This is a genomic window from Antrihabitans stalactiti (assembly GCF_012932915.1).
In the GTDB taxonomy this organism is placed as follows: domain Bacteria; phylum Actinomycetota; class Actinomycetes; order Mycobacteriales; family Mycobacteriaceae; genus Antrihabitans; species Antrihabitans stalactiti.
Genome location: NZ_VCQU01000007.1, coordinates 102,471 through 124,130, shown reverse-complemented (window position 1 = coordinate 124,130; position 21,660 = coordinate 102,471). Strand labels below are relative to the sequence as shown.

The 21,660-nt window shown below is 64.0% G+C and carries 24 protein-coding genes and 1 pseudogene; 14 read left to right on the top strand and 11 right to left on the bottom strand.

The window, feature by feature from the left end; translation table 11 throughout:
* Positions 1-14: 14 nt before the first annotated feature.
* Positions 15-998 (top strand): helix-turn-helix transcriptional regulator, encoded by a 984-nt coding sequence (locus tag FGL95_RS20025; protein WP_169590086.1) that lies wholly within the window; start codon positions 15-17, stop codon positions 996-998.
* Here the strand turns inward: FGL95_RS20025 and FGL95_RS20020 are convergent.
* Positions 957-1,811 carry an alpha/beta fold hydrolase gene (locus FGL95_RS20020; protein ID WP_169590084.1) on the bottom strand — a complete coding sequence of 285 codons (855 nt, stop codon included), beginning with the start codon at positions 1,809-1,811 and terminating at the stop codon, positions 957-959. The two genes, FGL95_RS20025 and FGL95_RS20020, sit on opposite strands and share 42 nt — an antisense overlap.
* Positions 1,812-1,846: 35 nt before the next feature.
* Here FGL95_RS20020 and FGL95_RS20015 point away from each other — a divergent pair, with 35 nt between their 5' ends.
* On the top strand, positions 1,847-2,446 hold the full coding sequence (locus tag FGL95_RS20015; protein ID WP_169590083.1) for a maleylpyruvate isomerase family mycothiol-dependent enzyme: 600 nt from the start codon (positions 1,847-1,849) through the stop codon (positions 2,444-2,446).
* On the opposite strand, the gene FGL95_RS20010 is transcribed toward FGL95_RS20015, so the two are convergent.
* The gene (locus FGL95_RS20010; protein ID WP_169590081.1) at positions 2,430-3,206 is read right to left on the bottom strand and encodes a DUF427 domain-containing protein; all 777 of its coding nucleotides are present in this window, start codon (positions 3,204-3,206) and stop codon (positions 2,430-2,432) included. The two genes, FGL95_RS20015 and FGL95_RS20010, sit on opposite strands and share 17 nt — an antisense overlap.
* 96 nt (positions 3,207-3,302) lie before the next feature.
* On the opposite strand from FGL95_RS20010, the gene FGL95_RS20005 reads away from it, so the two are divergent.
* Positions 3,303-3,884, top strand: coding sequence for a hypothetical protein (locus FGL95_RS20005; RefSeq protein WP_169590078.1), 582 nt, complete (start codon positions 3,303-3,305; stop codon positions 3,882-3,884).
* Positions 3,881-4,681 (top strand): putative protein N(5)-glutamine methyltransferase, encoded by an 801-nt coding sequence (locus FGL95_RS20000; protein ID WP_169590076.1) that lies wholly within the window; start codon positions 3,881-3,883, stop codon positions 4,679-4,681. Before FGL95_RS20005 ends, FGL95_RS20000 begins: the two co-directional genes overlap by 4 nt.
* On the opposite strand, the gene FGL95_RS19995 is transcribed toward FGL95_RS20000, so the two are convergent.
* The gene (locus tag FGL95_RS19995; protein ID WP_169590073.1) at positions 4,657-6,525 is read right to left on the bottom strand and encodes a Na+/H+ antiporter; all 1,869 of its coding nucleotides are present in this window, start codon (positions 6,523-6,525) and stop codon (positions 4,657-4,659) included. The genes FGL95_RS20000 and FGL95_RS19995 overlap by 25 nt on opposite strands.
* A 57-nt stretch (positions 6,526-6,582) precedes the next feature.
* On the opposite strand from FGL95_RS19995, the gene FGL95_RS19990 reads away from it, so the two are divergent.
* Positions 6,583-7,494 (top strand): SDR family oxidoreductase, encoded by a 912-nt coding sequence (locus FGL95_RS19990; RefSeq protein WP_169590072.1) that lies wholly within the window; start codon positions 6,583-6,585, stop codon positions 7,492-7,494.
* Here the strand turns inward: FGL95_RS19990 and FGL95_RS19985 are convergent.
* Together FGL95_RS19985 and FGL95_RS19980 are read right to left on the bottom strand one after the other, a co-directional pair.
* Positions 7,491-8,348: a YdcF family protein gene (locus tag FGL95_RS19985; protein WP_240963172.1), complete on the bottom strand. Its 858-nt coding sequence runs from the start codon at positions 8,346-8,348 to the stop codon at positions 7,491-7,493. The two genes, FGL95_RS19990 and FGL95_RS19985, sit on opposite strands and share 4 nt — an antisense overlap.
* Before the next feature lie 40 nt (positions 8,349-8,388).
* Positions 8,389-9,087 (bottom strand): TetR/AcrR family transcriptional regulator, encoded by a 699-nt coding sequence (locus tag FGL95_RS19980; RefSeq protein WP_338079937.1) that lies wholly within the window; start codon positions 9,085-9,087, stop codon positions 8,389-8,391.
* Between the two features lie 59 nt (positions 9,088-9,146).
* On the opposite strand from FGL95_RS19980, the pseudogene FGL95_RS33270 reads away from it, so the two are divergent.
* The 4 genes and pseudogenes from FGL95_RS33270 to FGL95_RS19965 all read left to right on the top strand — a co-directional run.
* Positions 9,147-9,365, top strand: a pseudogene (locus FGL95_RS33270) (hypothetical protein); the annotation flags it as partial.
* Complete coding sequence (locus tag FGL95_RS19975) at positions 9,259-11,325, top strand: MMPL family transporter (protein WP_476726943.1); 2,067 nt, start codon at positions 9,259-9,261, stop codon at positions 11,323-11,325. The pseudogene FGL95_RS33270 and the gene FGL95_RS19975, both read left to right, overlap by 107 nt.
* Positions 11,326-11,429: 104 nt before the next feature.
* Positions 11,430-11,831 carry a YciI family protein gene (locus FGL95_RS19970; RefSeq protein ID WP_206072150.1) on the top strand — a complete coding sequence of 134 codons (402 nt, stop codon included), beginning with the start codon at positions 11,430-11,432 and terminating at the stop codon, positions 11,829-11,831.
* 2 nt (positions 11,832-11,833) lie between these two features.
* On the top strand, positions 11,834-13,063 hold the full coding sequence (locus FGL95_RS19965) for an RNA polymerase sigma factor (RefSeq protein WP_169590065.1): 1,230 nt from the start codon (positions 11,834-11,836) through the stop codon (positions 13,061-13,063).
* Positions 13,064-13,067: 4 nt separating this feature from the next.
* Here the strand turns inward: FGL95_RS19965 and FGL95_RS19960 are convergent, their stop codons facing one another.
* Entirely contained in the window at positions 13,068-13,463 is a 396-nt protein-coding gene (locus FGL95_RS19960; RefSeq protein WP_169590063.1) for a DUF1801 domain-containing protein, read from the bottom strand.
* A 17-nt stretch (positions 13,464-13,480) separates the two neighbouring features.
* On the opposite strand from FGL95_RS19960, the gene FGL95_RS19955 reads away from it, so the two are divergent.
* Positions 13,481-14,191, top strand: a complete 711-nt coding sequence (locus tag FGL95_RS19955; protein ID WP_169590061.1) for a hypothetical protein — start codon at positions 13,481-13,483, stop codon at positions 14,189-14,191.
* On the opposite strand, the gene FGL95_RS19950 is transcribed toward FGL95_RS19955, so the two are convergent.
* Both FGL95_RS19950 and FGL95_RS19945 read right to left on the bottom strand, forming a co-directional pair.
* Positions 14,178-14,801: an MBL fold metallo-hydrolase gene (locus tag FGL95_RS19950; protein ID WP_169590060.1), complete on the bottom strand. Its 624-nt coding sequence runs from the start codon at positions 14,799-14,801 to the stop codon at positions 14,178-14,180. The two genes, FGL95_RS19955 and FGL95_RS19950, sit on opposite strands and share 14 nt — an antisense overlap.
* Positions 14,798-15,883 (bottom strand): S-(hydroxymethyl)mycothiol dehydrogenase, encoded by a 1,086-nt coding sequence (locus FGL95_RS19945; protein WP_169590058.1) that lies wholly within the window; start codon positions 15,881-15,883, stop codon positions 14,798-14,800. The genes FGL95_RS19950 and FGL95_RS19945 overlap by 4 nt, the downstream gene beginning before the upstream one ends.
* Before the next feature lie 59 nt (positions 15,884-15,942).
* On the opposite strand from FGL95_RS19945, the gene FGL95_RS19940 reads away from it, so the two are divergent.
* The 3 genes from FGL95_RS19940 to FGL95_RS19930 all read left to right on the top strand — a co-directional run bounded on the left by FGL95_RS19940 (position 15,943) and on the right by FGL95_RS19930 (position 18,393).
* A complete protein-coding gene (locus tag FGL95_RS19940; protein WP_169590056.1) occupies positions 15,943-16,107 on the top strand; it encodes a hypothetical protein in 165 nt (54 codons plus the stop codon).
* Positions 16,108-16,177: 70 nt separating this feature from the next.
* Positions 16,178-17,545, top strand: a complete 1,368-nt coding sequence (locus FGL95_RS19935; RefSeq protein WP_169590054.1) for a DUF445 domain-containing protein — start codon at positions 16,178-16,180, stop codon at positions 17,543-17,545.
* Positions 17,546-17,547: 2 nt separating this feature from the next.
* On the top strand, positions 17,548-18,393 hold the full coding sequence (locus tag FGL95_RS19930; protein ID WP_169590053.1) for an Abi-alpha family protein: 846 nt from the start codon (positions 17,548-17,550) through the stop codon (positions 18,391-18,393).
* Here the strand turns inward: FGL95_RS19930 and FGL95_RS19925 are convergent.
* Positions 18,390-20,078 carry a FumA C-terminus/TtdB family hydratase beta subunit gene (locus FGL95_RS19925; RefSeq protein WP_169590051.1) on the bottom strand — a complete coding sequence of 563 codons (1,689 nt, stop codon included), beginning with the start codon at positions 20,076-20,078 and terminating at the stop codon, positions 18,390-18,392. The genes FGL95_RS19930 and FGL95_RS19925 overlap by 4 nt on opposite strands.
* Positions 20,079-20,164: 86 nt before the next feature.
* Between FGL95_RS19925 and FGL95_RS19920 the strand changes: the two genes are divergently transcribed.
* The gene (locus tag FGL95_RS19920) at positions 20,165-20,584 is read left to right on the top strand and encodes a VOC family protein (protein WP_169590049.1); all 420 of its coding nucleotides are present in this window, start codon (positions 20,165-20,167) and stop codon (positions 20,582-20,584) included.
* 9 nt (positions 20,585-20,593) lie between these two features.
* Here the strand turns inward: FGL95_RS19920 and FGL95_RS19915 are convergent, their stop codons facing one another.
* Together FGL95_RS19915 and ygiD are read right to left on the bottom strand one after the other, a co-directional pair.
* Positions 20,594-20,824, bottom strand: coding sequence for a hypothetical protein (locus FGL95_RS19915; RefSeq protein ID WP_169590048.1), 231 nt, complete (start codon positions 20,822-20,824; stop codon positions 20,594-20,596).
* 71 nt (positions 20,825-20,895) lie between these two features.
* Entirely contained in the window at positions 20,896-21,657 is a 762-nt protein-coding gene (ygiD, locus tag FGL95_RS19910; protein ID WP_476726944.1) for a 4,5-DOPA-extradiol-dioxygenase, read from the bottom strand.
* Positions 21,658-21,660 lie beyond the last annotated feature (3 nt).

Sequence of the window (21,660 nt, the reverse complement as noted above, 5' to 3'; positions counted from 1 at the left end):
GCAGACTCATATTTATGCGCGCAGACCGACTCGTAGCCGCCCTCTTGCTGATGCAGGCGCGCGGCCGACTCACCGCAGCCGAACTTGCGACCGAACTCGAAGTCTCGGTGGCCACCGCCCGCCGCGATCTCGAAGCCCTGTCGGCGGCAGGCATTCCGGTGTATCCGCAAGCCGGTCGGGGCGGGGGCTGGTCGCTGATCGGCGGAGCGAGAACCGACCTGAGTGGTCTCAGTTCCAACGAGGCGCAGGCATTGTTCTTGCTGCTCGGTCCGGCGGCGGCTGTTGTGCCCGAAGCGAAATCGGCGATGCGCAAGCTCGTGCGGGCGCTGCCGGGAACATTCCGTGCGGACGCGATGGCAGCGGCAGACGCCGTCGTCGTCGACTCTGCGGGCTGGGGGGAGCGCCTGCGGGAGCGTCCCGAGATGGCCAAGACCTTGGAGAACGTGATCGTGCGCAGGCGCAAGGTGAAGCTGACCTACGTGAACCGCGGCGGGGACAGTTCGCAGCGACTCATCGATCCGTGGGGACTGGTCGACAAGGACGATGTCTGGTACCTCGTCGCGGGAACACCGAAGGGACAGCGAACCTTTCGAGTCGACCGCATCGCCGACATGACCGTCACCGACATCGAGGCGGACCGTCCCGCCGACTTCGAATTGGCGCAGGCGTGGGACCAGGTCGTCGACCATGTCGAGCACGCACGATCACTGGTGTCCGCAACGGTGCTGGTCGATCGCAAGCACGTCCACGTATTGCGCGACCACTTCGGTCGGCATTGCACGATGGAGGGAGAGGTCGACGACGGTCGCGCGCGAGTCCGAGTCGCCGCGCCGGTGCCGATGATGATTGCCCAGACGTTGGCCGGGTGGGGCAACGGCGTCGAGGTGGTCGAACCCGAATCTGTGCAGGCAGAACTGGCGCGAATCGGGTCCGAGCTGATCGAGCGATACGGCGCCTCACCTCGGGGCAAAGAACCGAGCGAAACGGTCCGCAACTAGGTCCGGCGCCTCCTCGGGCAAGAAGTGGCCAGCGGGAATCGCCGATCCTTCGACCGCACCTGCCCACTCCCGCCAGATCGACAGCGGTTCGTACCACTCTGCTACAGGGCCGGTTTCGCTCCATAGCACCAACGTCGGGCAGCGGATCGGTTGGCGGGTGCGATCTTCGAGGTCGAGTTGCGTGTCGACCGTTGCGGCGCTGCGATACTGCGCACAGATTGCTCGAACACGGCCCGGGTCACGAAACTGCGCGACGTAGCGGTCCCTGCTGGCGCGAGGAAAAGCGAAGCCGGCTCCGGACCAGGCATCGAGCATGTGATCGACGAATTGCTCAGGCGCACCGCCGATCAGCGTCTCCGGCACGGGAGCTGGCGCGGCGAGAAAAGTCCACACCCAGTAGCCGATCGCAAACCGTTGGTCCGCGCGTTCGAACGCATCACCGGTAGGCACGATGTCGAGTACAGCGAGTCGCCGGACGCGGTCAGGATGATCGATCGCCATTCGATAGGCACAGCGCGCCCCGCGGTCGTGACCCGCGACGGCGAACTCGCCAAAACCCAACGCTGCCATCACTTCTACCTGATCGTGAGCGAGGCTTCGCATCGAATACTCGATGTCGGCCGGGGCACTGCTGTCGCCGAAGCCACGAAGGTCGGTGGCGACGACGGTGAACCGGTCCGCGAGCCGTGCGGCGACGTCGTCCCACATCACGTGCGTCTCCGGTATGCCATGCAGCAACAGCAACGGCGGACCGCTTCCGCCGACGACGCCATGAATGCGCGCACGCGAGGTCTCGATGTCGAACGCCCTCATTGAACGGATGTACCCACAACTTCGTATGTGCAGACATGGACACCCAGCAGATTTGGCACGCTGTCGACCTCGAGCGACTCGCGTTCGCGGACCTCCTCGAAGGTCTGTCCGACATGGACTGGGAACTCGATTCACTGTGCGGACAATGGACGGTGCGCGACGTTGCTGCTCACGTCGCGCTACAGCCGCGAAACACGGTGGGACGCCTGGTCATCGACCTTGCACGAAGCCGCGGCAACATCGACGCGATGATCCGCGACACGGCGATCAAGTACGGCCGGGTGCACAGCGTCGAGGAACTGGTCGCCGGCGTGCGCGCGACTGTCGGATCCCGCGTCACCCCGATCGGCACCGGACCGGTCGACCAGCTCACCGACATCCTTGTACATGCCCAAGATGTCGCGATTCCACTCGGCATCGCACATGAGATGCCGACCAATGCAGCGCGACTCGCACTCGAACGGGTGTGGGTCAAGTCGTTCCCGTTCCATGCCCGCAAGAAGCTCGCCGGCTACAGACTGCGAACGACGGACACCGCGTGGGAAGTCGGCGACGGACCGCTCCTCACCGGCCCCGCATCTGCGTTGCTGCTGCTCGTCACCGGTCGTCAGACGGTCGCTACTTTTCGGGCTTGAAGAAATGAGTGACCGGTCGAGCCTGCTCGACACCATCGATGAAGACGTCGACCTTCTCGTTGTAGAACGCGACCAATCCGGCGATCGGCAGTAGCTGCCGCGTGGGGAAGTCGTAGCACCACGCGAGGTCGGTGTGCGTCTTGTCGCCGACCACGATCGACCAATATTCGCTCGTCATGCCCTTGTACGGACACGACGTGACGGTGTCGGTGGGCTCGAGATGCTCGAAGTTGACCTCGGTGCGGTTGAAGTAATACCGCGTCGGCAGGCCGGTCTCGAAAACCATGATCGGCGAGGATGATTCGGCCAGCACGACGCCGTCGAGCTCGACGCGGACCGTCCGGGTCGAACGAAGTGCGTCGACCCGCGCGTACGGACTGCGCGGATGCACGAATACCTCTTCGTCCTCCTCGAACCAGCTGTCGACGGCGGACCAGTTGATGCGCACCATGTGCGCAAGCCCTTCGAGCGAGTCTTCGGTGTAGACGTGCACGACACCCGGGCGCACGATTCCGTCGACCTCCAGGCCGTAGCGGCGCGCGGTCCCACGACGAAGCTTGCTTTCGTGGGCCTCGTCGACCAATACGCTCGAATCGATGTCGACCAGCGGAATGTAGTACTGCGGATAGGGAGACCATTCCCAGACGTAGATGGCACCGGTCGTATCGAGCACGACCTTGCCGCCGAGGGTGGCCCGGATACGTCGCGGGACCGGCTCGATGTGGTTCTCCGGCACGAGCGTCTGCGGGTAGTCCGGCATGGACTTCTCCTCACACAGCGTTGGTCAGTGGCGTGGACTACGGTCAATTCTGCATCAGCGGCGGGCTGGTCGGTTCGAGGGTCGAGGAGTCCGGTCGTGGGTGAACACGCAGAACCAGCCCGCATCAGCGACTTCCGTGCCCGAGCCGCCGCGCGCGAGCGGGCTGCCTGGGGTGGCGGCGAACCGCTGACCCACCTCAACGACCTCGGTATTCAGCCCCTCGCGTGGTTCGATCGCGAACTCGTCGACGCGATCATTGCGGCGGACCCGGAGCGGCAGCGCAGAATTGCGCGGTGGGTGACTCGGCGAGTGTTCGGCTGGGCAGGGCTCGCCGAGCGCGAGTGGGTCGTACCCGCACTGCGCGCGTTGGACGACGGCGCACCGCCGCCACCGCCGTTCGAGAATCCGGACGATGCGTTCGCTCGGCTACGAGCCGATTCGTCCGGGACGGTCGACTGGCCGTACGAGAAGTCGGTCGTACGACCGCAGGCAGAGCGCTCGCCCTTCGACCTCGGCAAGATCGATCGGCCGAGGCATGCGATACCCGCGTTCTTCAGTGCACTCGATCCTGACCCGCTCCGCGCGGCTCTCGGGGCACTGATGCATGCGTCGGTCACTTTCGGCAGCTCGGCCGCTGCTCTGCACAGTGACCTGCGCCAGGAGTGCGGGATCGCGTGACTGCCGACTACGCCTCCACTGTGGGCACGCTCCGCAATGCCGGTTGCGTTTTCGCCGAGGACGAGGCGCGGTTGCTCATCGACGCGGCCACGTCGGCGGAAGACCTGGCGCGCCTCGTGCAAAAGCGGGTCAGCGGTGAGCCGCTGGAGCAGATCCTCGGCTGGGCAGAGTTCTGCGGTCGCCGAATCGTCGTCGAGCCAGGCGTTTTCGTCCCGCGCCGCCGCACCGAACTGCTCGTTCACGAAGCCGCGGCCTTGGCGTCGACCGGGGCAGTCGTCGTCGATATGTGCTGCGGCTCAGGCGCAGTCGGGGCGGCGCTGCTGGCGCGGCTGAACGGTATCGACCTGCATGCTGCCGACAACGATCCAGCCGCCGTGCACTGCGCGAGGCGAAATATCGGTGCTCGAGTCTATGAGGGCGACCTGTTCGATGCGCTGCCAGCATCGTTGCGTGGGCGGGTGAACATCCTCGTGGCAAACGTCCCGTACGTGCCGTCCGACGCGGTGGCGACGATGCCGCCCGAGGCGCGGACCTACGAGCCCCGGTCTGCGCTCGACGGCGGCGCCGACGGACTCGACATCGCCCGTCGATTGGTGTCAGGCGCACGTGAGTGGCTGGCGCCAGGTGCCAGTCTGCTGTTCGAGACGAGCAAACGTCAGGTAGCGACGGCAGTGGACATCATTGCCGGGCACGGCTTTGCGCCGCGAGTTGCGCGGTCCGAAGAGCTGGACGCCACTGCCGTCGTAGCGACTGTTCTTGCGCCCCGGCTGGATCAGCCGAGCAGGTTGTCCACGTAGCACCAACGCCATTCTTCGCCGGGCTCGACGCTTCGCATCACGGGATGCTCCGTGCTCTCGAAATGCTTTGTCGCATGGTTGCCTTGTGACGAATTGCAGCAGGCAACGTGACCGCACGTCAGGCACATGCGCAAGTGCACCCACGTGAGTCCTTCGTCGATGCATTCCTGGCACTGACCAGGGTTGTCGGGCACGCAGGTGACCGGTGCGTCCGCCAGATGATCGCAGCCGCCGGCAACGCCTGCCGTCAGCGATTCCGTCTTCAAGTTGTCCTCGGCCTCGTCCAACCGGTCGATCATCGACTCTTCGAGGTCGAGGACCCCCATCACGCTTTGCAGCACCTCGTGGTCGAGCACGCCGGAATCGCGCACCTGCAGAACCACTTCGCGTTCCGCGGCCAGCATCTTCAGTCGTAGGCGGCGGTATTCCTCACTCGGCGTGGTCAACTCCGATTCGATCGGTCCGAGACGTTCCCACGACGCATTGGTTCGCATGGCCAGCCGATTGCGCAGGTTCTCGATGATTTCGGGTGATGTGTCGGGCGTGATGTGCTCGTCGAGTGCGCGAAGTCCGGCGTCGGCGGCCTTCTGCAACAGTCCGGCCTGTTGGAGCGCATCCTCGGCATGACTCGGTCCGCGCAGTTTCAACAGTCGCACCAACCACGGCAACGACGTGCCCTGCAGCAGCAAGGTGCCACCCACGACAACCAACGCGAGCAACCGCAAGACGTCGACGTGCGCTATCTCTGCGGGGATGACGAACACCGCAGCAAGGGTGACCACGCCACGCATGCCCGCCCACGAGACGACTGCCGGGTACTGCCACGGCGGTGCCGGGTCGACCCGGCGAATCCGTTCGAACTTGCGCGGTCCATATGTGGTCGGGAAGACCCAGAGCGGTCGGACGACCACAACCGTCAGCAGTACAGCGACGCACGCGAAGATCAAGCGGCCGTGGTCGAGTTCGCTGTGCCATGCGTCGTCGACGATCTTGCGCACCTGTAGGCCGATGATGAGAAAGACGGTGCTTTCGAGAATGAACTGGATCGTTTGCCAGTTGGTCCGCTCGGCGATTCTCGACGCAGCGCTCTGCCACACCGGTGCGCCGTGGCCGAGGATGAGCCCGCAGACGACAACCGCGATGACGCCGGACGCATGGATCTTTTCGGCGGGCAGGTACGCGACGAACGGCGCCAGGAAGGACAGCGTCGTATCCAGCACCGGGTCGGTGATGCGGCGGCGCAACATCGCCAGGCCGAACGCCACGATGACGCCGACCAGGGTGCCGCCGCCCGCGGCCTTCAGGAAGTCCCAACCGGCGTCCCACCAATGCACAGTTCCCATCGATGCTGCGATGGCGGTGCGAAGCGCGACCAGCGCGGTCGCATCGTTGAAGAGCGATTCGCCTTCCAGGATTGTGACGATCTTGCGCGGCATACCGATCTTGCGCGCAATTGCGGTGGCTGCGACCGCATCCGGCGGAGCCACGACTGCACCCAGCGCTGCCGCGACGGCAAATGGCACAGGCAGAATCAGCCACACCACCGTCGCCACCGCGAACGTCGTGAACAGCACCAGCCCGACCGACAGCAAGCCGATTGCCCGCTTGTTCGCCTTGAAGTCGACCAGCGACGTTTTGATCGCCGCCGTGTAGAGCAGCGGCGGCAGCAGGCCGAGCAGAATGAGTTCGGGTTCGAGCTCGATGTCCGGCACGAACCACAAGTACGACCCGATGACCCCAGCGATGGTCAGAACCAGCGGCTCCGACACGCCGAAGCGTCGGGCGGCCGTCGCCAGCGCCGCCGCGGCAGCGACGAGAATGACCAAACCGAATGCGAGATCCACTCGCCCATCCTGCCAGGCGTGTCAGAAATGTCGGACCCGCGACGTACTTTCGGTTATATGGACAAACCACTCACTGGCAAAGTTGCGTTGGTTGCAGGTGGCACTCGAGGAGCAGGTCGGGGGACTGCGGTGGCGTTGGGGGAGGCAGGCGCGACCGTGTACGTGACAGGTCGCACCAGTGGCTCGACACGATCGGAGATGGATCGTCCCGAAACGATCGAGGAGACTGCGGCTCTCGTCGACGAGGCCGGGGGGCACGGAATCCCGGTCCGAGTCGATCATCTGGTTCCCGACGAGGTCGCTGCGTTGGTGCGGCGGATCGACGACGAGCAGGGTTGTCTGCACGTGCTGGTCAACGACATATTCGGGCTCACGACGATGGAGTGGAACAAGACGGTCTGGGAATCGACGCTCGACATCGGTCTGCGTGTATTGCGGCTCAGCGTCGAAACGCACGCCATCACGAGTCATTTCGCAATTCCCTTGCTGCTGCGCGCACCCGGTGGTCTGGTCGTCGAAATGACCGACGGTACCGACGAATACAACTCGAAGAACTACCGCGTCTCGTTCTTCTACGATCTCGCCAAAGCATCGGTCAATCGGATGGCGTTCGCACGTGCGCACGAACTGCAGCCCCATGGCGCAACGGCGCTGTCGCTCACCCCGGGTTGGCTGCGCTCGGAGGTGATGCTCGACGTGTACGGCGTCACCGAGGCGAATTGGCTCGACGCGACCGAGAAGGAACCGCATTTCGCGATCACGGAAAGTCCGGCGTTCGTGGGCCGCGCAGTGGCGGCGTTGGCGGCTGACCCCGACGTGGCGCGGTGGAACGGGAAGTCGGTGTCGAGCGGCGAGTTGGCGAAGATCTACGGCTTCACCGATATCGATGGAAGCCAGCCGGATTGCTGGCGTTACCTGGTCGAGGTGCAGGATGCAGGCAAGCCGGCTGATGTGACGGGATACCGCTAGCGGGTGGCCGGTAGGCCGAAGACGCGGGTTGCGTCGGTGTACATCCCGAGCTGCTGTTCCTTGTCCAGCGGCGGGAGTTGACCGAGGATGCCGCTGACCGTCGCCATTGCGGCAACGACCTCGGTTCCGGCGATCGTGAAGTCGGCGGTTGCGCGGCGCACGTGGTTTGCCGACGTCACAAGGACCGCGCTGTCGGCCCCGATCGAATCGATGATCTCGGTGGAGAACAACGCATTCTGCACCGTCGAATTCGCCTTCTTCTCCGCATGAATGCGGCTCGACGGGATGCCGTGCTCCTCGAGCCAGTTCTGCATGGCCTCGGCTTCGGTGATGCCGTTCTGCGGATTGCCGCCGGTCACGATGATCGGTGAGTCGGGCGCTGCGAACGCCTGCAGCGATGCGGTTTGGAGGCGACTGACCAATTCGGGACGCAGTGCTCCGTCGGGCAGGAGCCCGAAGCCCAGGACGACGATCGCGGTCGTCGGTTCCAACAGGGAGGGGAATGGGTTCGGCGGGGTCGCGGCGGCATCGGCGATTGCTTCCAGGACGTGTTCGACGCCGGCCACCTTGTCGGGCGCGACTTTGTCGAGTTCGCTCAACGCACGTGCCTTGACCTTCTCGTCGCGCGCGAAATCGGCCCAGATCGCCTGCAGCGCCAGCGCATCTGCGTCCGTCGGTGCTGCTTTGAGCAGTTCGTCGAGGTTGCGTAGTCCGTCGTCGGTCTCGCCCTCTTTGAAAGACCCCTGGGCCTGGTTGTACAGCTCGACCGGACTCGCGGATGCGCTCGGCGCATTCACCGTCGACAACAGAACCACTGCCGAGGCAGCCCATACCATGGTTAACACGCGTCGCATTCCGTCACGGTAAACGAGTTCTGTAACATCAGTATCACAATTATCGGAGCGGCTCTCCCGTCACATGCGGATCGGTCGACCGGACGGGCTCGGCATTGGGTCCGTCGGCGAACCCGCGGAGGCTGGCGGCGAGGGTTCGATGGATCAACACCGCGCGTGCGGGTTCAGCCAGTCCGCGCAAGGGGCCGTCGATCATGAGCATCGCGAGCCCGTGCACCATTGACCAGGCCGCAACCTCGGCCTCCGGTCGATCCCGCGGGTCCATGAAACCGACCGCGACCAGGTCGTCCAGTGATCGCGACAACATCTCGAACGCGGAGTCGCCGCCGCTGAGTTCCTTCGCCTCGGTGACCACCTGCTCGTCGCCGTAGAACGCCGTTCGGAACAGCCCGCGTTCGGCAAGGGCGAACCGGACGTACCCCTGGCCGATCGCGTACATCTGTGCGACGGCGTCCTGGACTGGATCTTCTTGCGGTGCGAGCGATTTCAGAAATGTTTGCATCGAGCCGAAGAGGCTTGCAAGGGCTTGCGTCTTTGCTGCCGCGATGAGTTCGTCGCGTCCGGCGAAGTGGCGATACGCCGCGGTCGCCGTCACTCCTACGGCCCGCGCCGCCGCTCGGACCGTTACCGCGTCGGGTCCGCCCGTCTCCGCGAGCTCCGCTGATGCAGCCACCAGCGCGTTGCGGAGGTCGCCGTGGTGGTAGGCGTCGCGGTTCGGTGCTGCGTCGTCGCTGGTCACAAAAGGATGTTGACACCCGTACACATTGCGTGGCAAGTTAACACCTGCAAAGTTTACGCATGTCAACATTAGGTGGGAGGCCTGGAAATGTTTCAACGACTTGGCGAATTCGTGGTGCGGCAGGCGCGGTGGGTGCTCGTCGTCAGCCTCATCGCACTGATCGGCGGGGGAGTGCTCGCGGCGAGCGCCTTCGGCAAACTCAAGGATCACGGGTTCGACGATCCGAGCTCGGAATCAACTGCCGCGGCGGAGCGCCTCGACGAAAAGTTCGGCGGGAACAGCGATTTCGTGCTGCTTGTCAAGGCTGCCGATGGGTCGGTCGACAGCGCGGCAGCAACGACCGCAGGCCAACAACTGACTCGTCAGTTGCAAACCGATGACCGCCTGCGAGATGTCGTCTCCTACTTCGACACGCACGCACCGGCGATGAAGTCCGCCGACGGTGACTCGGCAATCATCCTGGTGAGCAGTCGGGACGACGAGCAGAAGCCCGACGCCATCATCGACAGCTACCGACGAGACGGGCCTGCCATTTCGGTCCAATTCGGCGGACAGCAACCAACGTTCGCAGCCGTCGGCGATCAGATCGCCAAGGATCTGACGCTGGCCGAAGCCATCGCGATCCCACTCACCTTGGCACTGTTGGTCCTTGCCTTCGGAAATGTGATCGCTGCACTACTGACGCTGTCCATCGGCGGAATCTCGATACTGGGCACCTTCGCCGAACTGTCCGTCTTCGGTTCGCTCACCGACGTGTCGATCTATGCAGTCAACATGACCACGGCAATGGGCCTCGGCCTTGCCATGGACTACGGACTGCTCCTGGTCAGCCGGTTTCGGGAGGAGCGGTCCGGCGGTGCGCAACCGAACGCCGCAATCGTGAAAGCTGTGGCGACCGCGGGACGGACAATCGCCTTCAGTGCGTCGACGGTCGCCGCGGCCTTGGCCGCCCTCGTGGTGTTCCCGCCGTACTTCTTGCGGTCGTTCGCGTATGCCGGGATGGGCGTCGTGTTGATCTCCGCGGTAGGCGCTTTGTTCGTGCTGCCCGCGTTGCTCGCAGTTTTGGGCGAGAAGGCCGACGCGCTGAAGGTTCCCGGCATCCGCGGAATCCAGGGCAACGAGGCGCAATTGTGGGGCCGGATAGCAGGATTCGCGATGCGCAGGCCGCTGCTGACCGGAATACCCGTCGTTGCGGTGCTGCTGGTCGCAGCCGCGCCGCTGCTCAATGTGCAGTTCGGTATGCCCGACGACCGGGTTCTGCCCACCACCTCGGAGGCTCGTCAGGTCGGCGACGTGTTGCGGTCGGAGTTCAGCGGTGGTGACTCCGACGCGATGACGGTTGTCACGACGTCCGGCGTCGACGCCGGACCCCTCGCCGACTACGCGGCGCGGCTGTCGCAGTTGCCGCACGTCACGATGGTCGAATCGAGCGTCGGAACCTACGCGAACGGTGCTCTGGCTGTGTCCTCGCCGGCCGACGTACGGTTCGCGCGACCCGACGCCCAGCGACTGTCGATCGTGACCGACCTCGATGCGACATCGACGGCCGCACGCGACCTCGTCGAGCAGGCCCGCGCTGTACCTGCGCCCACTGGTACGCACGCGTTGATCGGTGGGTCGGCGGCGGAACTCAACGACACCTTGGCGTCCATCGGCGCGAAACTGCCGCTCGCGGTCGGCTGGATCGTTCTGACCACATTCGTGCTGCTGTTCGTCTTCACCGGCAGCGTCGTGCAGCCGCTGCGTGCATTGGTGCTGAATGCGCTGAGTCTCGGTGCAACTCTCGGCGCCATGGTGTTCGTCTACCAGGAGGGTCACTTCGCCGACCTGGTCGGTTTCACCCCGGCGCCCCTCGATGTCTCGATGTTGCTGCTGCTCTTCTGCATCACGTTCGGGCTGTCGATGGACTACGAAGTGTTCGTCGTCAGCCGGATCAAGGAGATGCACGATAGGGGAGCGTCCACCCGTGACGCCGTCGAGCATGGTCTGGCACATACCGGCCGGCTCGTGACCACTGCTGCTGGACTGATCTCGATAAGCTTCTTCGCCTTCGTGATCAGCGATGTTCGGTTCATCCAGTTCTTCGGCCTAGGAACCGGGTTAGCGATCCTGATCGACGCGACGCTGGTCCGTGGCGTGCTGGTGCCGGTCGCGATGCGGGTGCTCGGCAAGGCGGCGTGGTACGCACCCGCACCGCTTCAGGCGTTGCATGCCCGGGTCGGAATGGCCGAGGCATAAGAATGGTGTGAGATCGATGTCCGGAATGTCGCGACGGTCCCGACGTCTCTGCTGAAAGGGCGCAACGCGGTGCCCACCTAGTAAGGAGAAGACCAGTGAAGTACATGATCCTGACCTACGCCTCGCAGCAGGACTACGACGGAATGGGTGGGGTGGCGACCGACAAGCCGGCCTGGACGCCCGAAGATTTCGCCGCGATGGGCGCGTTCATGACAGCGTTCAACGCGTCGTTGGAGGAGTCCGGCGAGCTGGTGGAAACGCGCGGACTTGCGGCGCCGGTGCATACTCGCCGGGTGAGCGGTCGAGCCGCCGTCGTCACGGACGGTCCGTATGCGGAGACGCAAGAGGTGCTCGCCGGCTATTGGGTCGTGGAGTGCGAAAGTTTCGATCGGGCAACCGAAATCGCCGCACAACTCCGGAATTGCCCGGGGCCCGAAGGGCTTGCGGAGTCCGCCTATGCCGACGTACGTCCGCTGGAGGATTACCCGGGCGAATTCGAAGTCTGAGAATGACCACTGCGATCGAGGACCTGCTGCGCCAATCGGCGCCGCAGGTCCTCGGTGCTCTCGTTAGACGCTACGGACATTTCGACCTCTCGGAAGACGCAGTCCAGGAAGCGCTGTTGGCCGCGTCGCAGCAGTGGCCTGCCGACGGCATCCCGGACAACCCGCGGGCCTGGTTGATCACCGTTGCATCGCGTCGACTGACCGATCTACTGCGTAACGAGCAGGCCAGACGACGCCGCGAAGACACTGTCGCGCAATGGGTGTTGCCGGAGGACTGGTTGGCTCCTGCCCCCGACCGTGGCGGATCGCAGACCGACGACACGCTCATCCTGTTGTTCATGTGTTGCCACCCTTCGCTTTCAGCCGCGTCTCAGATCGCGCTGACCCTTCGCGCAGTCGGCGGCTTGACGACCGAGGAGATTGCCCGCGCATTTCTCGTCCCCGAAGCGACGATGACCCGGCGAATCAGCCGGGCGAAGAAGACGATCAAGTCCAGCGGGACGGCGTTCGGCATGCCACGCGACGCCGACCGCGCGGACCGTTTGGCCGCGGTCCTGCACGTGCTCTACCTGATCTTCAACGAGGGTTATGCCTCGACGTCGGGTCCCAACTTGGTCCGAGTCGAGTTGTCGGCAGAGGCAATACGGCTGACCCGCATCGTCTTTCGTTTGCTCCCCGACGACGGCGAGGTCGCGGGTTTGCTCGCGTTGATGCTGCTCACCGATGCGCGACGACCGTCTCGAACGGGTCCGGACGGTGCGTTGATTCCGATGGCCGAGCAGGACCGATCTGCCTGGAGCGCCGACTACATCGCCGAGGGCGTCGCGCTGATCACCGGGGCGCTGCCGCACGGCCCGACCGGTCCGTACCAGCTGCAGGCCGCGATCGCCGCGTTGCACGACGAGGCCCCGAGCTACGACGAGACCGACTGGCCGCAGATCGTGGCCCTCTACGGTCTGTTGCTGAAGATCGACGACAACCCGATGGTCGCGTTGAATCACGCTGTCGCCGTTGCCATGGCGAGCGGTCCGGCCGCGGCGATGGAGTTGCTCGCCGGCGACGAACGTCTCGCGGACGACCACCGGCTTCACGCGGTCCGTGCACATTTGCACGAAATGTCCGGCGACCTCGACGCCGCTCGCAACGCGTACCGCGCCGCGGCGAAGTTGACGATGAGCCTCCCGCAGCAGCGCTACCTCAACGCCCGGGCCGACCGACTCGGTGGCGAGTAGCGGCTCACGCCTTTCCCTTCAACTTTCGCCACCCACCGGCGCGGTTGTTGGCGATGATCTGACGGAACATTGCGGTCAGTGCGGGGGCGTTGATGGTTTCGCCCTGCTTGATCGCGACCGTGCGGGCGGTCTTGTTGTCGTGCCCGCCGGTGATGATGCCCTCCGGGTCGGGGACGATGGCACCGTCGTAGAGAAAGACATTCACGTGCGTCTTCGCCGCGAGCAATGCGCAAATATTGCCCTGCAGTACGAAATACGGCTGCACGGTGCGTTTGATCGTTTCGACTACCTCGGGATCCGCAGCGTGGACCAGGTCGCGGACCTCGCGACAGATCTCCTGCTGCCACTCGGGGAGCCGGTCGATATAGGCGTCGACGCGAGGGTCTGAACTGTAGGTCACCGGACTACGTTAACCACATGGTGATGATCAGTAGGAGGTTCCGCGGTCCGGATGTGTCCGGTAACGGTGGTTACTCGTCGGGACTTGTCGCCGCGGCGCTCGGCCCTGGCGCTGTTGTCGAGGTGACGCTTCGTAGGCCGCCGCCGCTCGACGTCGCACTCGATATCGAGGTGTCGGACACCGCAGCTCAGTTGACGCACGACGGCGCCGTCGTCGCCGACGCGAGAATCGCGGATGTCGCGCCCACGCCGGTCGAGGCGCTGACCGTCGAGCAGGCCGAAGACGCAATGGCACGGTACGACGGCTGGTCCTCGCACCCGTTTCCGAATTGCTTCACATGCGGACCCGAGCGGTCCGAAGGTGACGGACTCCGGATCTTCCCTGGCCCGGTCGCCGACGGACTAGTCGCTTCCACGTGGACGCCGGATGCGAGCCTGGTCGACGAGAATGGGGATATTCCCGCCGAAATCATCTGGGCGGCAATGGATTGCCCAGGTGGCTGGTCGGCCATCACCGAAGATCGACCGATGGTGCTCGGCCGCATGGCAGTTCGCATCGATTCGCTGCCGACTGTCGGCGCGACCTACGTCATCGCAGGCAAGGCACTCGAGAATCAGGGCCGCAAGTCGCGCACAGCAGTGTCTCTGTTCGACGCCGACGGAAAGGTTCTCGCGACTGCCGAGCAGGTGTGGATCGTCGTCGACCCAGCGCTGTTCAATCGTCCGTAGCTGGGATGTTCGGTCCCTCGGCAGCGATCGTGGTGTTGTCGCCATGGCCCGTGCGCACGGTAGTTTCGCCGGGCAGCGGCAATAGCTTGCTGCGGATCGACTCGATGATCGTCGGATAGTCCGAATAGGAGCGGCCAGTCGCGCCCGGACCGCCCGAAAACAAGGTGTCCCCGGTGAACAGCACGCCGAGCATCGGCACGTACAAGCACGACGAGCCGGGCGAGTGACCGGGAGTGTGCACCACATGAAGCTCGATGCCCGCTACGGCAATTCGTTGACTGTCGGTCAGCCCCGAGAACGGCGCATCAGGATGCGTTGCACGCCACAGCATGTCGTCGGCCGGATGCAGCAACACCGGGGCGTCGAGTTGCCGAGAGAGTTCTGGAGCGACGGTGATGTGGTCGTTGTGGCCATGCGTGCAGACGACGGCGACCACGTGACGATTTCCGACTGCATCGACGATCGGCGTGGCATCGTGGGCCGCGTCGATGACGACGACCTCGTTGTCGTCACCGATCAACCAGATGTTGTTGTCGACATCCCATGTGCCGCCGTCGAGTTCGAAGGTCCCGGACGTGACGACTCGGTCGATGCGAACGTCTCCGCTCATTGGACGACGACCGAGCGCAACACTGTGCCCTTGTGCATGGTCTCGAACGCCGCCTCGACATCGCCTAGACCGATACGTTCGGTCACGAATTTCTCCAGCGGCAGCCTGCCCTGCTGATAGAGATCGACGAGTACCGGGATATCGCGGTCGGGCAGGCAGTCGCCGTACCACGACGACTTGAGCGATCCGCCGCGGGAAAAGAGGTCGATCAACGGCATCTCGAGGGTCATGTCCGGGCTCGGAACGCCTACGAGGACAACAGTTCCAGCGAGGTCGCGAGCATAGAACGCCTGCTTCCACGTTTCCGGGCGACCGACAGCGTCGATGACGACGTCGGCGCCGAACCCGCCGGTCAGGGCCTGAACTGCCTCGACAGTGTCTTCCTTCGACGCATCGACGGTGTGGGTGGCACCGAGGTCGAGCGCCCATTCGAGCTTGCTCGCGTCGCGGTCGACGGCGATGATCGTCGACGCGCCTGCGAGTCGTGCGCCCGCAATGGCTGCATCGCCGACACCGCCGCAGCCGATGACAGCGACCGAATCCCCGCGTGACACATGGCCGGTGTTGACCGCGGCGCCGAAGCCCGCCATGACACCGCAGCCGAGCAGTCCAACGACCGCAGGGTCGGCCGAGGCGTCGACTTTCGTGCACTGACCTTCGTGGACGAGAGTCTTCTCGGCGAACGCGCCGATGCCGAGCGCAGGCGTCAAGGCGGTCCCATCGGCAAGCGTCATCGGTTTGCTTGCGTTGAAAGTGTTGAAGCAGTACCAGGGACGTCCGCGTCGGCACGCCCGACATGCGCCGCACACTGCCCGCCAGTTGAGGACGACGAAGTCGCCGACCTCGACCTTCGTCACATTGTCGCCGACGGTTTCGATGACACCGGCAGCTTCATGTCCGAGCAGGAAAGGATACTCGTCGTTGATGTTTCCGTCCCGATAGCTGAGATCGGTATGGCAGACGCCGCACGCCTGCACGTTCACGACGACGTCGTTCGGACCCGGATCGGGAATCGTGACGTCGACGAGCTCGACGGGGTTTCCCTTGCTTCTTGCGATGACTCCTTGCACGACTGTGGGCATGGGGTAGACCTTTCCAGATAGGACTCGGTCGAGACCAGGTCTGGCGTCACATTCGTGCCGTGGCGCAATCACCCTGCACGGGCCGAACCGTCAAAGACGTTGCCGCGCACCTGTTGCAGCCCTTTGGACGAGCACCCAGCCACGGCACCTTCTGCGCGGATTCGCCAGGTAGGCCGGTGGCGTTCGACCCGCTCGCAGGCGACGGAGTGGCACGGTTTGCGTGAAACCGGCCGAGAGGTCTCGTCAACCCACTAATGTTTGAATTTCTTCGGTGTCGATCTTCATGGGAGCGCGATGAATGCTACGGCAGCAGGATTTTTCGGACTCCTGGACTGGGAGGAGATCACCGGCCTGAACAAGTTTTGGGTCGACATGATCAGCATTCCCATATTCAGTGCCGTCGCCGGTCTCATCACCAACTGGACCGGCGTGATCATGTTGTTCGCCCCGGTTCGCTTCACGGGGTTCTATGTTCCGGGCCTCAAACGGCTGTTCCCTTTGCTGCCGCGCATGGTGCAGATTCTGCCGACCTTTGCGCCCGGCGGCATTCTCGGTTTCCAGGGTTTCATTCCTGCGCGAGCCGAAAAGATGGCGAGCCTCGTCGTCGACAATGCCGTCGCAAAGATCGGCACCGCGCAGGACTTCTTCTATCAAATGGAACCGGAAGCCATTGCCGATCAGGTCGCAAAAGTCGCGCAGCCGAATCTTCGCGAGATGGTCGATCGAATAATGAGCCAAGAGCACCCGCAGCTCTGGGCGGATCTGCCGCCGCGCGCACGGGAGATCCTGCATTCGCGGGTCGAGTCCGAGTTGCCGGCAATCACGCATCGCGCATTCGATTTCATCGGCGAGAATTTCAACCAGTTGCTCGACATCAAATTGATGGTCGTCGGATTCCTGCGCGAGCGTCGCGACATCCTCAAGGACGTCGTCTACGGCCTGGGCGCCCCCGAACTGCGGTTCATGGTCCGCATCGGTCTGCTCGGCTTTCCGTTCGGGATCGGGCTCGCGTTGTGGTTGTCGTGGTTGCACTACTTCCACCCACCGGTCCTGACCATCCTCCCGAACTGGGTGTGGGTTCTGATCGGTGCCGCGGCGGTCGGTGTGGTGGTGAACATCATCGCGATCAAGGTCGTGTTCGAGCCGTCGACGCCGCAGCCCTGGTACAAGTACCTGTGGAAGCACGCGAAGTTTGCCAAGCGGCAAGAACAAGCCGCGACCGACTTCGGTCACGCGATCGCCTACCAGGTGGTGACGCTCGACATCATCGCCAACGACCTACTGGAAGGACCGAGCGGCGACAAAACCCGCGCCGTGATCGAGCACTTCCTCAAGAAGGAAATCGACCGCATTCTCGGCCCGTTGAAGCAGGTCGCGCGGTTGGCCGTCGGTGGCAAGGAGTTCGACGCCTTGCAGGACTCGGCGGGTAAGTCGTTGGCGTCGGAGTTTCGGCCGTGGCTGAGCGAGGACGTCGAATTCTCCAAGTCGACCGCGGCGAAGATCGATACGCTTGCGTCGCAGAAGTTGCGGGAGCTACCCGCCGACGAATTCGTCGAGATGCTGTACACCGCGATCGAGCAAGACGCGTGGTTGCTATATCTGCACGGAGGCTTGCTCGGCATCATTGTCGGCGCCACCCACATCCTCATATTCGGAGTGTGACGATGACCAAAGAAGAGCCAGGCGACGAACTAGCCCTGCCCGACAAAGAAGAGGGTAGAAGCATCCCGGGCGATGCCGTCGCGATTGCTCGCGTCGCGGGTGCATCCGTATTGCGGGCTGTCGGTGCGATCACCAAGGGATCCATCGACACGGCGGGCGACATCGCCAAGGAAGTGCGGTCCGGCGAGCCGATCACCGAAATCGTCGACCATCGTGTCGAGCAGGTCCGGCACGCGACCGCGGAGGCGCTCGGCCTGGAGGGCCCTGGCGCCAAGGTTCGGCCCGGCGCAACGGCCGGCGACCTTCGCAAGCGGGGACAGGCGATGATCGTCAGCGGTTGGGACCCCTCGGTCCAACCGCGAGACGTGCATCCGTCGTACGCGTCGATCCTCGACGACATCACACCCGACGAGGCACGGATCGTCCGCTTCCTTGCCGTCGCAGGGCCGCAGCCCTCGATCGACATTCGAACGAAGGCCCTGTTCGGCATCGGTTCACAGCGTCTCGCAGCGGGCATCAGCATGGTCGCCCGTATGGCCGGTTGCACGTGGCCCGACCACGACCAGCATTACCTCGCCAACCTCAACCGCCTCGGTCTGCTCCGGTTCTCGGAAGAGGCGGTCGCCGATTATCGGCGCTACGCGTTCATCGAGGCACAGCCGATCGCGCAGGAAGCGTTCAAGCGGGTCAACATGAAGGCAATCTCGACCTACCGCAGCATCTACCTGTCTCGATTCGGCGAACAATTCGCCGACATCTGCTTCGACCTCGAAAGCTACAACGGCGGCGGCTGGGCCGAATACGAGTCGGGTGACGTGTACCTCGGAAAGGGCCCGCGGCTGCCTTAGCTCGGTCGAGTGCCGATCGTCGCGAAGACGGTCGGCTTCGACGTGGACGCGTAGAAGTCGTTGCCCTTGTCGTCCACGACGATGAAGGCCGGGAAGTCCTCGACGTCGATCTTCCAGACGGCTTCCATACCGAGTTCGGGGTACTCGAGCACTTCGACGTTCTTGATGCAGTCCAACGCCAGCCGAGCTGCCGGACCGCCGATCGAACCCAGGTAGAAGCCGCCGTGTGCATTGCAGGCTTCGGTGACCTGCTTGCTCCGATTTCCCTTGGCCAGCATGATCATCGACCCGCCCGCCGCCTGGAATTGCTCGACATAGGAATCCATCCGGCCCGCGGTCGTCGGGCCGAACGAACCGGACGCATAACCCTCGGGCGTCTTCGCAGGACCGGCGTAGTACACGGCGTGGTTCTTGAGGTACTCAGGCATGCCGTCGCCGGCGTCGAGGCGATCCTTGATCTTCGCGTGCGCGATGTCGCGGGCGACGACAAGGGAGCCGTTGAGCGACAGCCGAGTCTTGACGGGGTAGTTGCTGAGCTCGGCGAGCACTTCGGGCATCGGACGATTGAGGTCGATGCGCACGACGTCGTCCTCGGCGCCCTGGCTGAGCTGTTCGTGCGTCGTGTCCGGCAGGAACCGCGCGGGATCTGTTTCAAGCTCTTCGATGAAAACACCGTCGGCCGTGATTTTGCCGAGGCACTGCCGGTCGGCCGAGCAGCTCACGGCGATGGCGACCGGCAGGGATGCACCGTGGCGGGGAAGCCGAACGACGCGCACGTCATGGCAGAAGTACTTGCCACCGAACTGGGCGCCGATGCCGAACTGGCGAGTCAGCTCGAGGACCTTCTGCTCCAACTCGACATCGCGGAAGCCGTGCGCGGACGGACTTCCCGTCGTCGGCAGCGAATCGAGGTACTTCGCGCTGGCGTATTTGGCGGTTTTGACAGCGAACTCGGCGCTGGTCCCGCCGACGACGATCGCAAGGTGGTACGGCGGGCACGCCGACGTGCCGATCGACCGCAGCTTTTCGTCGAGGAACGCCATCATGCGCTTCTCGTTCAGGACGGCCTTCGTCTCCTGGTACAGGAACGACTTGTTCGCAGAACCGCCGCCCTTGGCCATGAACAGGAACTTGTATTGCGTCTCGTGGCCCGGCTCGGTGTCGGCGTACAGCTCGATCTGCGCGGGCAGGTTCGACCCAGTGTTCTTCTCCTCCCACATGGTGATCGGCGCCATCTGGGAGTAGCGCAGGTTCAGCCGGGTGTAGGCGTCGTAGACCCCGTGTGCGATTGCGGCCTCGTCGGGCGCGCCGCCAGGCTCGCCGACCAGCACCTGAGAACCCTTTTTGCCCATGACAATTGCGGTGCCGGTGTCCTGACACATCGGCAGTACGCCTGCAGCCGCGATGTTCGCATTCTTGAGCAGGTCGAGGGCGACGAACTTGTCGTTGTTGCTGCCCTCGGGGTCGTCGAGGATCGATCGCAGCTGGGTGAGGTGCGCGGGGCGCAGGTAGTGCGCGATGTCGTGCATCGCTGTATCGGTCAACAGGCGAAGCGCCTCGGGATCGACCTCGAGAAAGGTGCGGCCGCCCGGACCGTCGACAGTCCGGACCCCGTCGCTCGACAGCTTGCGGTATTTCGTCTCGTCGGGGCCGAGGGGGAGCAGGTCTTGATACGCGAATTCCACGACGTAAAGGTTAGCCCGGCGGGGAGGATCACCGTTGCACTACTCTGCTCCACGCCCGAGCGGCGGCAACGAACAAGGAGATTCACGTGGCTTCTCGTCTCAACCCGTACCTCAGCTTCAACGGCAACGCGCGTCAAGCGTTGGAGTTCTACAAGTCCATCTTCGGCGGCGAACTCGTCCTCAACACGTTCGGTTCGTTCGGTGCGCCCGACGCTTCGATCGCGGACAACATCATGCACGGCATGCTGGAGGCTCCGAACGGCTTCACGCTCATGGGTGCAGACAGCCCGCCGGACGATCCGTCCGAGTACAACATCGGCAACGGGGTATCGATCAGTCTCAGTGGTGACGACGCCGAGGGACTTCGTGGTTACTGGGCAGGGTTGTCGGTCGACGGCACGATCACGGTCCCATTGGAAAAGCAGATGTGGGGCGACGAATTCGGCATGCTCACAGACCAATTCGGCTTCGTCTGGATGGTCAACATCGCCAGTTCAGCGGCCTAACTCGCGGTATCACTCGGTGCCTGCGGCGGTCGCCTTGGTGCGTTTCCGAGGGGCCGCCACGACACCTTTGCGGCGCTTGTCGGCGTACATTGCGCGGTCGGCGGTCCGGCGCAGGCGTTCGAAGTCGTCGCCCGCTGACCTCGAGAAATCGTCGCGTCGAGCGCTGGTTGAGAACGACGCCATCGAACGATTGCCGAAGCAACGCAGTAAAGAGTCCGTCTGGTACGACGACGACGTCATCAATGAATGGTTGCAGTACCGTGCGGTCCGCGCCAGAAGGCAGATGTAACTGGGGATAACAGGTTCGGCACTTACATGCCCAGGGTGTAGGCGGCCATCGAGATCGAGCCTGCGGCATGCCCGTCCACCAGCAGGTTCAGCGGCTGCGTGTCCGCCAGTCCGGCGATGTAGAGCATCGGCAAGTAATGGTCGGGCGTCGGCACGGCCTTGGAAAAATCCGGGTGTGAGTCGAGCGTCGCGATCTCGGTGGGGGAGTGCTCGAGAATCTCTCTTGCGGCGTCGTCGAAGCGCAACGCCCAGTCGTATCCGATGTCCGGGTGGCGAAAATCGACCGTCCGAAGGTTGTGCACGATGTTGCCGCTGCCGATGATCAAGACGCCGTCCTCGCGCAGCGGCGCGAGCTTGCGACCCAGCTCGAGATGATGGTCCAACCCTTCGAATGCGTTCAGTGACAGCTGAACTACGGGTATCGACGCATCTGGGAACGCGTGCACCAGCACCGACCACGTGCCGTGGTCGATGCCCCAGCTGTCTGCGTCGCTGCCGACCCAGGTCGGCTCGACTGCGTCGGCGACTTCGGCTGCCAGCTCGGGCAATCCAGGTGCGGGGTACTCGACGGCGAACAATTCCTCTGGGAAGCCGTAGAAGTCGTGGATTGTGCGGGGACGAGGCATCGCCGTCACCGCGGTGGCGTTGATGAACCAGTGTGCGGAGATGACGAGAATGGCGCGGGGCCGCGGCACCGATGCGCCGAACCTCCGCCACGCGTCTGTGTATTTGTTGTGCTCCAACGCATTCATGGGATTGCCGTGCCCGATGAATGCGGCAGGCATTGT

Coding starts and splice junctions, on each gene's coding strand:
- FGL95_RS20025 (WP_169590086.1), top strand. CDS start 15: ATGCGCGCAGACCGACTCGTAGCCGCCCTCTTGCTGATGCAGGCGCGC.
- FGL95_RS20020 (WP_169590084.1), bottom strand. CDS start 1,811: ATGAGGGCGTTCGACATCGAGACCTCGCGTGCGCGCATTCATGGCGTC.
- FGL95_RS20015 (WP_169590083.1), top strand. CDS start 1,847: ATGGACACCCAGCAGATTTGGCACGCTGTCGACCTCGAGCGACTCGCG.
- FGL95_RS20010 (WP_169590081.1), bottom strand. CDS start 3,206: ATGCCGGACTACCCGCAGACGCTCGTGCCGGAGAACCACATCGAGCCG.
- FGL95_RS19990 (WP_169590072.1), top strand. CDS start 6,583: ATGGACAAACCACTCACTGGCAAAGTTGCGTTGGTTGCAGGTGGCACT.
- FGL95_RS19985 (WP_240963172.1), bottom strand. CDS start 8,348: ATGCGACGCGTGTTAACCATGGTATGGGCTGCCTCGGCAGTGGTTCTG.
- FGL95_RS19970 (WP_206072150.1), top strand. CDS start 11,430: ATGATCCTGACCTACGCCTCGCAGCAGGACTACGACGGAATGGGTGGG.
- FGL95_RS19965 (WP_169590065.1), top strand. CDS start 11,834: ATGACCACTGCGATCGAGGACCTGCTGCGCCAATCGGCGCCGCAGGTC.
- FGL95_RS19955 (WP_169590061.1), top strand. CDS start 13,481: ATGGTGATGATCAGTAGGAGGTTCCGCGGTCCGGATGTGTCCGGTAAC.
- FGL95_RS19950 (WP_169590060.1), bottom strand. CDS start 14,801: ATGAGCGGAGACGTTCGCATCGACCGAGTCGTCACGTCCGGGACCTTC.
- FGL95_RS19945 (WP_169590058.1), bottom strand. CDS start 15,883: ATGCCCACAGTCGTGCAAGGAGTCATCGCAAGAAGCAAGGGAAACCCC.
- FGL95_RS19935 (WP_169590054.1), top strand. CDS start 16,178: ATGAATGCTACGGCAGCAGGATTTTTCGGACTCCTGGACTGGGAGGAG.
- FGL95_RS19930 (WP_169590053.1), top strand. CDS start 17,548: ATGACCAAAGAAGAGCCAGGCGACGAACTAGCCCTGCCCGACAAAGAA.
- FGL95_RS19915 (WP_169590048.1), bottom strand. CDS start 20,824: ATGACGTCGTCGTCGTACCAGACGGACTCTTTACTGCGTTGCTTCGGC.
- ygiD (WP_476726944.1), bottom strand. CDS start 21,657: ATGCCTGCCGCATTCATCGGGCACGGCAATCCCATGAATGCGTTGGAG.